The sequence below is a fragment of the Methylobacterium indicum genome (assembly GCF_017347565.1).
In the GTDB taxonomy this organism is placed as follows: Bacteria; Pseudomonadota; Alphaproteobacteria; order Rhizobiales; family Beijerinckiaceae; genus Methylobacterium; species Methylobacterium indicum.
Map to the genome: position 1 here is coordinate 1,043,235 of NZ_AP024145.1, position 14,266 is coordinate 1,057,500.

Annotated in this window: 11 protein-coding genes and 1 tRNA gene; 10 read left to right on the forward strand and 2 right to left on the reverse strand. The window is 70.0% G+C overall.

The features are described from left to right. The first annotated feature begins 157 nt into the window (after positions 1–157). The 5 genes from rnr (at position 158) to rpmG (ending at position 5,171) form a co-directional block, all read left to right on the forward strand. The gene (rnr, locus tag miv_RS04760) at positions 158–2,383 is read left to right on the forward strand and encodes a ribonuclease R (protein WP_244749028.1); all 2,226 of its coding nucleotides are present in this window, start codon (positions 158–160) and stop codon (positions 2,381–2,383) included. 95 nt (positions 2,384–2,478) lie between these two features. Next, positions 2,479–2,919, forward strand: coding sequence for a DUF983 domain-containing protein (locus miv_RS04765; protein ID WP_207183400.1), 441 nt, complete (start codon positions 2,479–2,481; stop codon positions 2,917–2,919). Further along, on the forward strand, positions 2,873–3,613 hold the full coding sequence (locus miv_RS04770) for an NUDIX hydrolase (RefSeq protein WP_058618830.1): 741 nt from the start codon (positions 2,873–2,875) through the stop codon (positions 3,611–3,613). The genes miv_RS04765 and miv_RS04770 overlap by 47 nt, the downstream gene beginning before the upstream one ends. Before the next feature lie 73 nt (positions 3,614–3,686). Further along, positions 3,687–4,856: an MFS transporter gene (locus miv_RS04775; RefSeq protein ID WP_207181676.1), complete on the forward strand. Its 1,170-nt coding sequence runs from the start codon at positions 3,687–3,689 to the stop codon at positions 4,854–4,856. A 147-nt stretch (positions 4,857–5,003) separates the two neighbouring features. Then, entirely contained in the window at positions 5,004–5,171 is a 168-nt protein-coding gene (rpmG, locus tag miv_RS04780) for a 50S ribosomal protein L33 (protein ID WP_048427126.1), read from the forward strand. Positions 5,172–5,257: 86 nt separating this feature from the next. Here rpmG and miv_RS04785 read toward each other — a convergent pair whose 3' ends face one another. Continuing rightward, positions 5,258–5,803, reverse strand: coding sequence for a hypothetical protein (locus miv_RS04785; RefSeq protein ID WP_244748872.1), 546 nt, complete (start codon positions 5,801–5,803; stop codon positions 5,258–5,260). Positions 5,804–5,968: 165 nt separating this feature from the next. Then, positions 5,969–7,399 carry a multicopper oxidase family protein gene (locus miv_RS04790; RefSeq protein ID WP_207181677.1) on the reverse strand — a complete coding sequence of 477 codons (1,431 nt, stop codon included), beginning with the start codon at positions 7,397–7,399 and terminating at the stop codon, positions 5,969–5,971. A 182-nt stretch (positions 7,400–7,581) separates the two neighbouring features. Between miv_RS04790 and miv_RS04795 the strand changes: the two genes are divergently transcribed. The 5 genes from miv_RS04795 (at position 7,582) to lon (ending at position 14,233) form a co-directional block, all read left to right on the forward strand. Further along, a tRNA-Leu gene (locus tag miv_RS04795) sits at positions 7,582–7,666 on the forward strand. Between the two features lie 141 nt (positions 7,667–7,807). After that, positions 7,808–9,229 (forward strand): trigger factor, encoded by a 1,422-nt coding sequence (gene tig / locus miv_RS04800; RefSeq protein WP_207183402.1) that lies wholly within the window; start codon positions 7,808–7,810, stop codon positions 9,227–9,229. 112 nt (positions 9,230–9,341) lie between these two features. After that, on the forward strand, positions 9,342–9,971 hold the full coding sequence (locus miv_RS04805; RefSeq protein ID WP_048427128.1) for an ATP-dependent Clp protease proteolytic subunit: 630 nt from the start codon (positions 9,342–9,344) through the stop codon (positions 9,969–9,971). A 294-nt stretch (positions 9,972–10,265) separates the two neighbouring features. Next, the gene (gene clpX, locus miv_RS04810) at positions 10,266–11,537 is read left to right on the forward strand and encodes an ATP-dependent Clp protease ATP-binding subunit ClpX (protein ID WP_048427129.1); all 1,272 of its coding nucleotides are present in this window, start codon (positions 10,266–10,268) and stop codon (positions 11,535–11,537) included. A 272-nt stretch (positions 11,538–11,809) separates the two neighbouring features. Continuing rightward, positions 11,810–14,233, forward strand: a complete 2,424-nt coding sequence (lon, locus tag miv_RS04815) for an endopeptidase La (RefSeq protein WP_207181679.1) — start codon at positions 11,810–11,812, stop codon at positions 14,231–14,233. Positions 14,234–14,266: the final 33 nt, after the last annotated feature.

Genomic DNA, 14,266 nt, shown 5'->3' on the forward strand with positions numbered 1-14,266 from the left:
GCGTCACGCCGCCTGGATCGAGTTGTTGGCCAAGAGACTTCACCCCGAGGGGCATCCCCAGGCGGACGCGTCCCCGACGAGCAAGCCCGGCAAGGCTGCGCGCGCGCCGAAGCCGGCGCAGGGCCCCGTACCGACCCGGGAGGCGGTCCTCGCCTTCATCGAGGGCTCGCCCCAGAAGGTCGGCAAGCGCGAGATCGCCCATGCCTTCGGCATCAAGGGCTCCGACAAGATCGAGCTGAAGCGCCTGCTCAAGGAGATGCAGGAGGAGGGCGCGATCGAGAAGGACCGCGCCGGCCTGCGCAAGGCCGGGCGCCTGCCCCCGGTCGTCGTCGCCGATATCGACAGCCGGCGCGACCGCGACGGCGAACTGGTGGCGCGCCCCGCGCAATGGGACCCGGAGGCCGGGCCCGCGCCGCTCATCACCGTCTTGATGCCCCGCGGGCGCCGCGCCGACGGGCCGGCCCCGGGCACCGGCGACCGGGCGCTCCTCAAGGTCGAGCCGGACGGTGACACGCCCGGGCGCTACCTCGGCCGGGTCATCAAGGTGATCGGCCGCAACAAGGCCGAGACGCTCGGCGTGTTCCGCGCCCTCCCGGCCGGCGGCGGGCGCATCGTGCCCGTCGACAAGAAGGCGCAGGGGCGCGAGATCGCGGTGCCGCCGGGCGCCGAGGGCGAGGCGCTCGACGGCGACCTCGTCACCGTCGCGCTCGGCCGCGAGGACCGCTTCGGGCTGACGCAAGGCCGCGTGAAGGAGCGCCTCGGCAGCCTCGGCTCCGAGAAGGCCGTGAGCCTGATCGCCATCCACGCCCACGGCATCCCGCACGTCTTCCCGCGCGAGGTCTTGGCGGAGGCGGAGGCCGCCCGCGAGGTCGGGCTGGAGGGCCGCGAGGATTGGCGGGAGCTGCCCCTCGTCACCATCGACCCGCCGGACGCCAAGGACCACGACGATGCCGTGATGGCGGTCCCCGATCCCGATCCGGCCAATCCGGGCGGGTTCGTGGTCACGGTCGCCATCGCGGACGTCGCGGCCTATGTCCGGCCCGGCTCCGCCCTCGACCGCGAGGCGCTGATCCGCGGCAACTCGGTCTACTTCCCCGACCGGGTGGTGCCGATGCTGCCCGAGCGGATCTCGAACGACCTCTGCTCCCTGCGGCCCGGCCAGGACCGTCCGGCGCTGGCCGTGCGGATGATCATCACGGCGGAGGGGCGAAAACTTCGCCACAGCGTCCACCGGGTCATGATGCGCTCGCGCGCCAAGCTCGCCTACGCCCAGGCGCAGGCCGCGATCGACGGCCGGACGGACGAGGTGACGGCTCCGATCCTCGACGGGGTGCTGCGCCCGCTCTGGGCCGCCTACGACGCGCTGGCGGTTGCCCGCGACGCCCGCGGGCCCCTGGCGCTCGACCTGCCCGAGCGCAAGGTGATCCTCAATGCCGAGGGCGGGGTCGACCGGGTGATCGTGCCGGAGCGCCTCGCGGCGCACCGCCTGATCGAGGAGTTCATGATCCAGGCCAACGTCGCGGCGGCCGAGGTTCTGGAATCGGCGCGCCAGGCCCTGATCTACCGCGTCCACGAGGAGCCCTCGCTCGAGAAGATGCGGGCGCTCGGCGAGGTGATGGCCTCGATCGGCCTCAAGCTGCCGAAGGAGGCGAATCTTCGCCCGGCCCTGTTCAACCGCATCCTCGGCATGGTCGAGGGCAGCGAGCACCAGCTCTTCCTCAACGAGGTGGTTCTGCGCTCCCAGGCCCAGGCCGTCTACGCCGCCGAGAATGCCGGGCATTTCGGCCTGGCGCTCCGCCGCTACGCCCACTTCACCTCGCCGATCCGGCGTTACGCCGATCTCGTCGTCCACCGCGCCCTGATCCGGGCCCTGCGGCTCGGCGACGACGGCCTGCCGTCGGGCCTGGAGACCGGGGACCTCGCCGAGATCGGCCAGCAGATCTCGGCCGCCGAGCGCCGCGCCATGGCGGCGGAGCGCGAGACCATCGACCGCCTGATCGCTCACCACCTCGCCGATCGGGTCGGGGCGACCTTCGCGGGGCAGGTCTCGGGCGTGACCCGCTCGGGGCTCTTCATCAAGCTCGACGAGACCGGCGCCGACGGCTTCGTGCCGATCTCGACGCTGGGCGCGGAGTATTTTCGCCACGAGGAGGGCCGCCACGCCCTCGTCGGCGAGCGCACCCGCCAGACCTTCCGCCTCGGCGACAAGGTCGAGGTGCAGCTGATGGAGGCCGCCCCGGTCGCCGGTGCCCTGCGCTTCGAGATCGCCGGCAGCGGTGGCCGCGCCGGAAGCCCGGCCCCGGCCCGCGGCGGCCCGCGCAAGGGCCGGCCGGCGCCGGACCGCCGCGAGAGCCTGACCAAGCGCCGCGGGAGACGCGCATGATCGAGATCCAGGCCGGCCCCGCCGCCGAGCCCGTCGGCACCGGACGCCCGCCCGCGGTGGCGCAATCCTCGGAACCGCCATCCTGGGCGCTCGCGATGTGGCGCGGCTTTCGCAACCGCTGCCCGCATTGCGGCGAGGGGCGGCTGTTCCACCGCTTCCTCAAGGTGCGGCAGAGCTGCGAGGTCTGCGGGATGGAGCTGCACCACCACCGGGCCGACGACCTGCCGCCCTACCTGGTGATCTTCGTCGTCGGGCATCTCGTGGGCTGGGCGGTCCTCGAGACCGAGATGCGCTACGACGTGCCGCTCTGGTTCCAGATGACGCTCTGGCCGACGGTCGCCCTCGTCGCCTCGCTGCTCCTGCTGCAGCCGACCAAGGGGGCGGTGGTCGGGCTGCAATACGCCCTTGGCATGCACGGCTTTTCCGCGATACGCCGCGCCGGGGCCCGTCCGGTGGACGGGCCGGCCAGGAACGAGACGGAGACGCGCGATGGCGGCGGGACCGACGGACGACACATCGGCTCCGGCCGCGCCTGAGCGCAAGAAACGCCCGCTGCGGATCCGCAACGCCGCGACGCTGATCATCCTCGACCGGTCGGGCGACCGGCCGAAGGTGCTGATGGGCCGGCGCCATGCCGGCCACAAGTTCATGCCCGGCCTGTTCGTGTTCCCCGGCGGCCGGATCGAGCTCGGCGACCGGTCGATGCCGGTCGCCGGCACCCTCAACGACCGCGCGGAAGCCGCGCTCGCCGAGCAGGTCCACCCGCCGCTGTTCCATCTCGGCCGGGTCCTGGCGCTGGCGGCGATCCGCGAGACCTACGAGGAGACCGGGCTAATGATTGGATCCCTCGATTACGGCCCGCCCGAGACGGCGCCGCCCGGCGCCTGGTCCGCCTTCCGGGAGGCCGGCGTGATGCCCGACCTCGAATTGCTGCAGTTCGTCGCCCGGGCGATCACCCCGCCCGCGCGCCCGAAGCGCTTCGACACCCGGTTCTTCGCCGTCGACCGCGAGGCGGTGGTGGCCGAGACCCCCGGCATCGTCGGCCCCGATTCCGAGCTCACCGAACTCGCCTGGGTCGACCTGACCGAGGCGCGCCGGCTCGACCTGCCGCGCATCACCGGCATCGTCCTCGACGAGCTGGAGGCGAGGCTCGAGGCGGGCTTCTCGCCGATGCTGCCGGTGCCGTTCTTCCGCGACGTGGACGGCGAGCACACCCGCGAGGAACTGTAAGCGGAACCTTCCGCCGGGTGGCCTTCGGGAGGCGGCTGGTCCATACGGACCCGCCCTGCCGGCAATCCGCGTCATGACCAGCCTCAGTCCCGATTCCGAATTCGGCCCCGCGCGCCTCGCGGCCATCGCGGCGGCCATCGCCTGCGTGGCGGTGGTCGGCATCGGGCTCAGCCTGTCGATCCCGCTCCTGTCCCTGGAGATGGAGCGGATGGGCCTCTCCAACACCTGGATCGGCGTCAACACGGCGATCGCCGGGGTGGCGAGCATCGTCGTCCTGCCCTTCGTGCCGCGGGTGGCGGCGCGGGTCGGGGTGATGCCGCTCCTGCTCGGCGCCATCGCGGTCGCGGCCGTGGCGCTCCTCGGCTTCCGGGCGGTGCGCGACTTCGCCTGGTGGTTCCCGCTCCGCTTCGTGTTCTCGGCCGCGCTCGGCGTGCTGTTCGTGCTCTCCGAGTTCTGGATCAACCAGGCGGCGCCCCCGACCCGGCGCGGGCTGGTGATGGGGGTCTACGCGACCGTGCTGGCGCTCGGCTTCGCCATCGGCCCGGCCCTGCTGCGCTTCCTCGGCACCGCCGGCTGGGCGCCGTACCTGGCGGGGGCGGCCCTGTTCTGCGCCGGAACGCTGCCCCTCTTCCTTGCCCGTGACCTGTCGCCGGAGATCCCGCACAAGGGCGGGCGCGGATTCCTGGGCTACCTGCGGGTTGCGCCCTCGGCGACGCTCGCCGCCCTGATCTACGGCGCGGTCGAGACGGGGGGCTTCGCCATCCTGCCGATCTACGGCCTGCGCCTCGGCCTCACGGCGGAGCAGGCGGCCGGGCTCGTCAGCGTCGCGGCGCTCGGCAACGTGCTGTTCCAGATCCCGGTCGGGCTGCTGGCCGACAAGGTGGACAAGCGCCGGCTCCTGCTCGCCGCGGCGTTCTTCGGGGCGCTCGGCGCCGCCGCGCTCCCGCTCGGCGCCGGCGACGGGCGGCTGCTCGCCGTCATCCTGTTCGCCTGGGGCGGTATCGCCGGCACGCTCTACACCGTCGGCCTCGCCCATCTCGGCGCCCGCTTCGACGGCGCGGCGCTCGCGGGCGCCAACGCGGCCTTCCTGGTCCTCTACAACATCGGGCTGGTGCTCGGCCCGCCGCTCGTCGGCGGCGGCATGGACCTCGCCTCACCGCACGGCTTCGCCTGGGCGCTGGCACTGCTCTTCGTGGCCTACCTGGCGGTGGTGGGCGGGCGGATGATCCGCGCCGCGCCCTGACGCCACCGGGCGCGGCCGACCGTCGCCCGGGCTTGACGCCCGGGGGGCGATGGGGCAGGAAGACGCCGCGTTCTGGCCGGGCCTGCCCGGCCGTTTTGCGTTTCGGTCCTCCGGGCGCAACACCCATCACACACAAGAGGTCGCGCCATGGCCAAGGCCGTCACCATCAAGATCAAGCTGCTCTCGACCGCCGATACCGGCTATTTCTACGTCACCAAGAAGAACTCCCGTACCAAGACCGACAAGCTGTCGTTCAAGAAGTACGACCCGATCGCGCGCAAGCACGTCGAGTTCAAGGAGACCAAGATCAAGTAATTCTTGATCTTGCCGGTTTGGGCCGCCTCCGCGCGGCTTGAAAAAGGCCGCCCGCGAGGGCGGCCTTTTTCTGTTCGGGGCTCCGGTCAACCGAGCAGGAGCAACGTTCCCGGCAGGGCGACGAGGCCGGCGGCGCAGGCATAGGCGAGCCACAGGCCCGGACGGCGGGCGGCGAGGCGGCGCAGGCGCTTGGCGGTCGGGCCAGCCTTGACGGTGCGCCCGTTCACGCAGGAGCAGAGCAGGTGGTGGGCCTCGCCGGTGCTCAGGCCGAAGAAGCGGCGCGCCTCCCCGAACGTGTCGTCGGCCAGCCCGTTCGCCCGCAGGACCGGATCGGCCGCGGCGAGGGCGAGCGGCGAATTGTCGGCCCGGATGCCCGCCCGCATTCCCCGGGGGACGAACTCGATCTCCTCCAGGGTGAGGAAGCTGCGCTCCGGTTCGCGGTCGAGGATCTCGGCGAAGCGCTCGAGACGGGCCCGGCGCCCTTCGAGGAGGGGTTCTCCAAAAAGGGGGTCTTCGAGAAGGGGCGGGACCGTCTCGATATCGGCGATGTCACGGATGTGGCGAAGCGGCTGATGTTCCATGCTGGGCACCTCGTCGATGCGCTGCAGGCCGGTGCGCACTGCTGCGACCAAGCATGCTCCCAGCATTCCGCCGATGCATTCACCGGCGTTAACACGTTTTCTCGATCGGAATACTGCCAAGTCTCAAGCAAAAACCGGCATATCGGCCCGCATCAAGGACTTGGATGCGGGCCGGACGCTTGGCGCGAACGGTCGTGCGACGGCCGGACGCAGGGGTCAGGTCACCTCGAACCAGCCCCACAGGCCGGTATCGAACCGCTCGAGCGCCGTCGCGCTGACGAGCCACTTCCCCGGATTGTCGGCCAGGAAGGCGATTCGGGCGGTGCGGCCCTCCAGCAGCTGGAACGTGTCGAGCCAGTAGGGCTCCCACCCGTCGTCGAGCGGGTGGAGCAGCCGGAAGACGTGGCCGTGCAGGTGCAGCGATTGCGGGAAAGCCGTGGTGTTGGTGAGCGCCAGCACCACCGCGGTGTTGCGCTTGACCGTGAACAGTGGCGGGTTCTCCGCCCGGCCGGCGGCGCCGTTGAGCGTCCAGATCCGCGTCGGGTCGCCGGTGAAGACCGGAGCGGCCTCGGGCTTGCCCTTGTCGAGGGCCGCCCCGCCGGCGATCGCGATGTCGCGCCGGACAGCGTTCTGGAGCTTGATCTCCGGCGGCAGCAGCTTGTTCTCGCCGATCGGCGCGACGGCCGGGCGCGCCGCCACCGGCTCGCCCTTCGCGACGATGCGGGCGAGCGGCATCCCGGCGCCGATCAGCGCCACCACGGCACCGGCGGGCTCCGCAATGCCCGGCACGTCGAGCAGGATGTCGTAGCGGGTGCCGGGCGGGAAGGGCAGGGTGGCGCGCAGGGGCTCGAACGTGTCGGTCGGCTGGCCGTCCACCGCCGCCACCCAGGCCTTGAGCCCGTCGAAGCGGATCCGGGTCGCCCGGGCGTTGCAGGCATTGGCGAGCCGCAGGCGCAGGCGCGTCCCCGGGGCCGCCTCGATCGTCTCCGGCGTCGGCCGGCCGTTGATCGTCAGGGCGTTGCCGAGGCGGCCGGAGCTCGCCGCGAAGGCGGTCTGGCCGAACGGCGCGAGGGTGCCGTCGGCCTCCAGCCGCCAGTCCTGCAAGAGGAGCGGTACGTCGCGGTCGACGACCGGCGGCGTCTTCTCCTCGACCACCAGCATGCCGGCGAGCCCCCGGCCCGAGGGCTCGCTGGCTCCGCCGACCACGAGCGGCCGGATCAGGAAGGTCCCGGCATCCGGCGGGGTGAACTCGTAGAGGAAGTTCGCGCCCGGGGCGACCGGAGCCTGCGTCACCCCGCCGACCCCGTCCATGGCGTTGCGGTTGCGCACCCCATGCCAGTGCAGCGACAGCGGCTTCTCGGTCTTGTTCTCGAGGCGCAGGCGCACCGCCTCGCCGAGCTTGACCCGGATCACCGGGGGCGCGGCGCGGCCGTCGAAGGCCCAGACCGGCGTCTCGGGCGCGGGCTCCGGCTTGAGCCGGGCGCGAGCCGCCTGCGCCGCGAGGATCCGCGGCTCGGCGCCCGTGCCCGACGCGGCGGCAGGACCGGCCTGGGGGGTGCCGCCCTGCGCCCGGACGAGAGCGGGCGCGAAGGACAAGGCTGCGCCGGCAAGCAGCGCGCGGCGCGAGGGCGGCAGGGACGACGGCATGGCACCTCGCTTGCGGCGATGAGGGGAGCCGCCCGCGGGCGAGACGGCCCCGGTCGCGGCGAGCCGCCTTGTAGCCGGGGCGGCGGCGCGGGGCGAGGCCGGGCCTAAAATTCTTGCTGCGTGACCGATCCACCATGCTATAGAGCCGCGCCCGGGTGCGTACAGCGCCGGGCGCGAGCGTCGCGGGCGTGGCGGAATTGGTAGACGCGCTGGATTTAGGTTCCAGTGACGAGAGTCGTGGGGGTTCGAGCCCCTCCGCCCGCACCACCTCCGCCAGGCGACACGACGGATTGGGTTCAAGCAGCAGGGCCGGCTCCTTGTCCTGAGGGTCCCGTCGCACGGTGCAAGCCAGCGCCGTCCGGGTCCGCAGTCAGGCCGGATTCGAGAGCGCAAGGCGGAATGACGACGATGCAGGTGACCGAGACCAAGTCCGAGGGGCTCAAGCGCGAATTCCAGGTGGTCGTGCCGGCCGCCGAGCTGGAGACCCGGCTCGCGACCGAGCTCGACGGGATCAAGGGCAAGGTGCAGATCAAGGGCTTCCGCCCGGGCAAGGTGCCGGTCGCCCACCTGCGCAAGGTCTACGGCCGCTCCGTGATGGCCGACGTCGTGCAGAACGCCGTCAACGAGGCCAACCAGAAGATCGTCGAGGACAACAAGCTGAAGCTCGCCCTCGAGCCTCAGATCCAGATGCCCGAGGACAAGGACCAGATCGAGAAGGCGCTCGACGCCAAGGCCGATCTCGCCTTCACGATCGCCCTCGAGGTGATGCCGAGTTTCGACCTCGTCGACCTCTCGGACGTGAGCCTGACCAAGCAGGTCGTCACCCCCTCGGACGAGGAGGTCGGCGAGACCATCGAGCGGATGGCCTCCGCCAACCGCCCGTTCGAGAACCGTGCCGAGGGCGAGGCCGCCCAGTCGGGCGACCGCCTCACCATCAACTTTACCGGCCGCATCGACGGCACCCCGTTCGAGGGCGGCACCGGCGAGGACATCAACCTCGACCTCGGCTCGAACACCTTCATCCCGGGCTTCGAGGACCAGCTGGTCGGCGCCAAGGTCGGCGACGAGCGCCTGGTCAAGGTCACCTTCCCGGAGAGCTACGGCGCCGAGCACCTCGCCGGCAAGGAAGCCGAGTTCGACGTCGTCGTGAAGGCGGTCCAGGCCCCGGGTGAGCTCAAGATCGACGACGAGCTCGCCAAGAACTTCGGCATGGACTCCCTCGACGCCCTCAAGGACGCCGTGCGGACCACCATGGGCCGCGAGTACGAGGCGGCCTCGCGCCAGAAGCTGAAGAAGGGCCTCCTCGACGCCCTCGACACCCGCTACTCGTTCGAGCTGCCCCCGAGCCTGGTCCACCAGGAATTCGCGGCGGTGTGGGCCCAGGTCGAGCAGGACCTCAAGAACCGCGGCAAGACCTTCGAGGACGAGGACACCACGGAGGAGAAGGCCCGCGAGGAGTACCGCCGGATCGCCGAGCGTCGCGTGCGCCTCGGCCTGGTGCTTGCGCAGGCCGGCGAGAGCGCCGATATCAAGGTCTCGGACGACGAGGTGAATCAGGCCCTGATCGCTCGCGTCCGTCAGTTCCCCGGCCAGGAGCAGCAGGTCTGGGATTTCTACCGCAAGACCCCGCAGGCGCTCGCCGAGCTGCGCGCCCCGCTGTTCGAGGAGAAGGTGGTTGACCACGTCCTCGGCCAGGTGAAACTGGTCGAGGAGCCCGTCTCCAAGGAGGCGCTGTTCGCCGACGAGGACGACGCCGAGGAGGCCGAGGCCGCCAAGGCCAAGGGTGATTCGGCCGAGGCCGCTCCCGCGGGTGAGTCCAACCCGGCCTGATCCCGGTCGGCCCCCTCGAACGGGCGGCGGACGGGGGCCTGCGAGGTCGTACGTTTCCGCCGCTACCCCGGCCGCCCGCAGGCGGCCGGGTTCCGTTCAGAGGGCCAGTGAGATGAGAGATCCGGTCGATTATTACAATAGCGCGCTCGTCCCGATGGTGGTCGAGCAGTCGAGCCGCGGCGAGCGCGCCTTCGACATCTATTCGCGCCTGCTGCGCGAGCGCATCATCTTCCTGACCGGTCCGGTCGAGGACTATTCCGCGTCGCTGATCGTGGCGCAGCTGCTGTTCCTCGAGGCGGAGAACCCGAAGAAGGAAATCTCCTTCTACATCAATTCGCCGGGCGGCGTGGTCACCTCCGGCCTGTCGATCTACGACACGATGCAGTTCATCCGTTGCCCGGTCGCCACGCTCTGCGTCGGCCAGGCCGCCTCGATGGGCTCGCTGCTGCTGGCCGCCGGCGAGGCCGGCCACCGCTTCGCCCTGCCGAACGCCCGGATCATGGTCCACCAGCCCTCCGGCGGCTTCCAGGGCCAGGCCACCGACATCCTGATCCATGCCCGCGAGATCGAGGCCCTGAAGCGGCGCCTCAACGAGATCTACGTGAAGCATACCGGCCGGGAGTACGAGGCCATCGAGCAGGGCCTGGAGCGCGACAACTTCATGACCGCCGACGCCGCCAAGGAGTGGGGCCTCATCGACGAGGTGCTCCAGAAGCGCGCCGAGGCGCCGGCCCAGGCGTAACGATCCCTCGCGGCGGCAGGCTCCACCGTGACCGAGGGAATCCTCGGCACGGCGGGGCCTGCCCCAAAAGGACGGGGCCGCCCTCGACGTCGGGCCCACCGATGCGGCCATTTGGCGGGAGCCTGTCGCATCGGTGGGATTGATCCGGCGGTGGCTGCGTGTTTGCATCGCGATTCTGCACCGGGCGCCCGGCGGCGCGGGAGGCGGTGACTGTTTCTTTAGCCGGGCGCCACTATCTAAAAGCGATGCGGTCGCGTCCCCGGGGCGGGGCCGGTCGGGGACTTGGAGACCCATATGAGCAAGGCTGGCGGCAACGACTCGAAGAGCACGCTGTACTGCTCGTTCTGCGGCAAGAGCCAGCACGAGGTTCGCAAGCTGATCGCGGGCCCGACCGTCTTCATCTGCGATGAGTGCGTCGAGCTGTGCATGGACATCATTCGCGAGGAATCGAAGTCCTCGCTGGTGAAGTCGCGGGACGGCGTACCGACCCCGAAGGAGATTCGGCGGGTCCTGGATGACTACGTCATCGGTCAGGACTTTGCCAAGAAGGTCCTGTCGGTGGCTGTGCACAACCACTACAAGCGCCTGGCGCACGCGACCAAGCACAACGACGTCGAGCTGGCGAAGTCCAACATCCTGCTGATCGGCCCGACCGGGTCGGGCAAGACCCTGTTGGCCCAGACCCTGGCCCGCATCCTCGACGTGCCGTTCACGATGGCCGACGCGACGACGCTGACCGAGGCCGGCTACGTCGGCGAGGACGTCGAGAACATCATCCTCAAGCTGCTCCAGGCCTCCGACTACAACGTCGAGCGGGCGCAGCGCGGCATCGTCTACATCGACGAGATCGACAAGATCTCCCGCAAGTCGGACAACCCGTCGATCACCCGCGACGTGTCGGGCGAGGGCGTCCAGCAGGCCCTCCTGAAGATCATGGAGGGCACGGTCGCCAGCGTTCCGCCGCAGGGTGGCCGCAAGCACCCGCAGCAGGAATTCCTCCAGGTCGACACGACCAACATCCTGTTCATCTGCGGCGGCGCCTTCGCGGGGCTGGAGCGGATCATCTCGGCCCGTGGCAAGGGCACCTCGATCGGCTTCGGCGCCACCGTCCAGGCTCCGGACGACCGCCGCACCGGCGAGATCTTCCGCAACGTCGAGCCCGAGGACCTGCTGAAGTTCGGCCTGATCCCGGAATTCGTCGGCCGCCTGCCCGTGCTGGCGACCCTCGAGGACCTCGACGAGACCGCCCTGAAGCGGATCCTGCAGGAGCCGAAGAACGCGCTGGTCAAGCAGTACCAGCGCCTGTTCGAGATGGAGAACGTCGACCTGACGTTCCAGGAGGAGGCGCTGAGCCTCGTCGCCCGCAAGGCGATCGAGCGCAAGACCGGCGCCCGCGGCCTGCGCTCGATCCTGGAGAGCATCCTGCTCGAGACGATGTACGACCTGCCCGGCCTCGATTCGGTCGAGCAGGTGGTGATCGGGCCGGAGGTCGTCGACGGCAAGTCGCGGCCGCTCTACATCCACGGCGACCGCGGCAAGGAGACGCCGGCGAGCGCCAGCGCCTGACGCCGACGACGAGAGGCCGCCGCGAAAACGGCGGCCTCTTGCGTGAGAGGTACCCGCCTGCGGCCGGGTGGCATGGTGCTTGAAAGCGGCACCCCGAGGAGCCACCTGAGACTCAACGCGGCGGCCGCATGCTCACCGAAACGAGGTGCGGTGCCGCGACCCGGCCGCTCTCCTCGTTCCGACCCCCGCGGCCCGGTCGGCCCCCATCGTTCCTCCTGCTTGTCCCCTGTGAGGGGAGGGATCTGGGCGTCACCACACAAGGAAGTCAGTCAATGACCCAGCCGAAATCGCGCCAGCCCGTCATCCCCGGCACGAGCGGGACCTACGCGGTCCTGCCGCTGCGCGACATCGTGGTCTTCCCGCACATGATCGTGCCGCTCTTCGTCGGGCGGGAGAAGTCGATCCGGGCCCTCGAGGAGGCGGTCCGCACCGACCGGCACATCCTCCTCGCCACCCAGGTCAACGCCACCGACGACGACCCGGCGACCGACGCGATCTACACCATCGGCACGCTCGCCAGCGTGCTGCAGCTGCTCAAGCTCCCCGACGGCACCGTGAAGGTGCTGGTAGAGGGGGGCGGCCGCGCCAAGATCCAGGACTTCGTCCGCTCCGACGAGTACTACGCCGCCGAGGCCGAGGTGCTGCCGAACGATCTCGGCGACAAGATCGAAGCCGAGGCGCTCGCCCGGTCGGTGATCTCGGAGTTCGAGAACTACGTCAAGCTGAACAAGAAGATCTCGCCCGAGGTGGTCTCGGCGGTGATCCAGATCGACGAGCCCTCGAAGCTCGCCGACACCGTCGCCTCGCACCTCGCCGTCAAGATCTCCGACAAGCAGGCGATCCTCGAGATCCCGACCGTCGCCCAAAGGCTGGAGCGCGTGCTCTCGCTCATGGAGAGCGAGATCTCGGTGCTGCAGGTCGAGAAGCGCATCCGCACCCGCGTCAAGCGGCAGATGGAGAAGACCCAGCGCGAGTACTACCTGAATGAGCAGATGAAGGCCATTCAGAAGGAGCTCGGTGACGAGGACGGCCGCGACGAACTGGCCGAGCTCGAAGACAAGATCGAGAAGACCAAGCTCTCCAAGGAGGCGCGGGACAAGGCTCTGGCCGAGCTGAAGAAGCTGCGCCAGATGTCGCCGATGTCCGCCGAGGCGACGGTCGTGCGCAACTACCTCGATTGGATGCTCGGCATCCCGTGGGGCAAGCGCTCGAAGATCAAGAAGGACCTGCCCGGCGCCCAAGCGATGCTCGATTCCGACCATTTCGGCCTCGACAAGGTCAAGGAGCGGATCGTCGAGTACCTGGCGGTGCAGCAGCGCGCCAACCGGCTCGCCGGCCCGATCCTGTGCCTCGTCGGCCCCCCCGGCGTCGGCAAGACCTCGCTCGGCAAGTCGATCGCCAAGGCCACGGGGCGCGAGTTCGTCCGCATGTCGCTCGGTGGCGTGCGCGACGAGGCCGAGATCCGCGGTCACCGCCGGACCTATATCGGCTCGATGCCCGGCAAGATCGTGCAATCGATGCGCAAGGCCAAGACCTCGAACCCGCTCATCCTTCTCGACGAGATCGACAAGATGGGCATGGATTTCCGCGGCGACCCGTCCGCGGCGCTCCTTGAGGTGCTGGATCCGGAACAGAACGCGACCTTCAACGACCACTACCTTGAGGTCGATTACGACCTGTCGAGCGTGATGTTCGTGACGACGGCCAACACCCTCAACATCCCGCCGGCCCTCCTGGACCGGATGGAGGTGATCCGCATCGCCGGCTACACCGAGGAGGAGAAGGTCGAGATCGCGCGCAAGCACCTGATGCCGGGCGCCCTGAAGAAGCACGGCCTCGATGCGAAGGAATGGTCGATCACCGATGACGGCCTGATGCTCCTGATCCGCCGCTACACCCGCGAGGCGGGCGTGCGGAACCTGGAGCGCGAGATCTCCAACCTGATCCGCAAGGCGGTGAAGGAGATCCTGATGTCCGGGGTGAAGAGCGTGACGGTCTCGGCCGACAACCTCGACACCTTCCTCGGGCCGGCGAAGTTCCGTTACGGCGAGGTCGAGGCGGACGATCAGGTCGGCGTGGTGACTGGCTTGGCCTGGACCGAGGTCGGGGGCGAACTGCTCACGATCGAAGGCGTCATGATGCCCGGCAAGGGCAAGATGACGGTCACCGGCAACCTGCGCGACGTGATGAAGGAGTCGATCTCGGCGGCGGCGTCCTATGTCCGCTCGCGGGCCCTCGATTTCGGCGTCGAGCCGCCGCTGTTCGAGCGCCGGGACATCCACGTCCACGTGCCGGAGGGGGCGACCCCGAAGGACGGGCCCTCGGCAGGCATTGCCATGGCGACGGCGATCGTTTCCGTCATCACCGGCATCCCGGTGCGTCGCGACATCGCCATGACCGGCGAGGTGACGTTGCGGGGGAGGGTGCTGCCGATCGGCGGCCTCAAGGAGAAGCTGCTGGCCGCGCTGCGCGGCGGGATCAAGATCGTGCTGATCCCCGAGGAAAACGCCAAGGATCTCGCCGAGATTCCCGACAGCGTGAAGAACGGGCTCGAGATCGTGCCCGTGGCGCGGATGGACCAGGTTCTGCAACGCGCGCTGATCCGGATGCCGGAGGCGATCGAGTGGGACGAGCCGCTGCCGAAGGCTGCGCCTGCCCGGACCGAAGACGATGCCTCGAGCGTACTGGCGCACTGACGACCGATCGTCGACCTGAGTGAAAAAAGGAGC

Bases quoted from the DNA above. Each gene is read 5' to 3' on its own strand.
- miv_RS04765 (WP_207183400.1), top strand. From the start codon at position 2,479: ATGTGGCGCGGCTTTCGCAACCGCTGCCCGCATTGCGGCGAGGGGCGG.
- miv_RS04770 (WP_058618830.1), top strand. From the start codon at position 2,873: ATGGCGGCGGGACCGACGGACGACACATCGGCTCCGGCCGCGCCTGAG.
- miv_RS04775 (WP_207181676.1), top strand. From the start codon at position 3,687: ATGACCAGCCTCAGTCCCGATTCCGAATTCGGCCCCGCGCGCCTCGCG.
- rpmG (WP_048427126.1), top strand. From the start codon at position 5,004: ATGGCCAAGGCCGTCACCATCAAGATCAAGCTGCTCTCGACCGCCGAT.
- miv_RS04790 (WP_207181677.1), bottom strand. From the start codon at position 7,399: ATGCCGTCGTCCCTGCCGCCCTCGCGCCGCGCGCTGCTTGCCGGCGCA.
- tig (WP_207183402.1), top strand. From the start codon at position 7,808: ATGCAGGTGACCGAGACCAAGTCCGAGGGGCTCAAGCGCGAATTCCAG.
- miv_RS04805 (WP_048427128.1), top strand. From the start codon at position 9,342: ATGAGAGATCCGGTCGATTATTACAATAGCGCGCTCGTCCCGATGGTG.
- clpX (WP_048427129.1), top strand. From the start codon at position 10,266: ATGAGCAAGGCTGGCGGCAACGACTCGAAGAGCACGCTGTACTGCTCG.
- lon (WP_207181679.1), top strand. From the start codon at position 11,810: ATGACCCAGCCGAAATCGCGCCAGCCCGTCATCCCCGGCACGAGCGGG.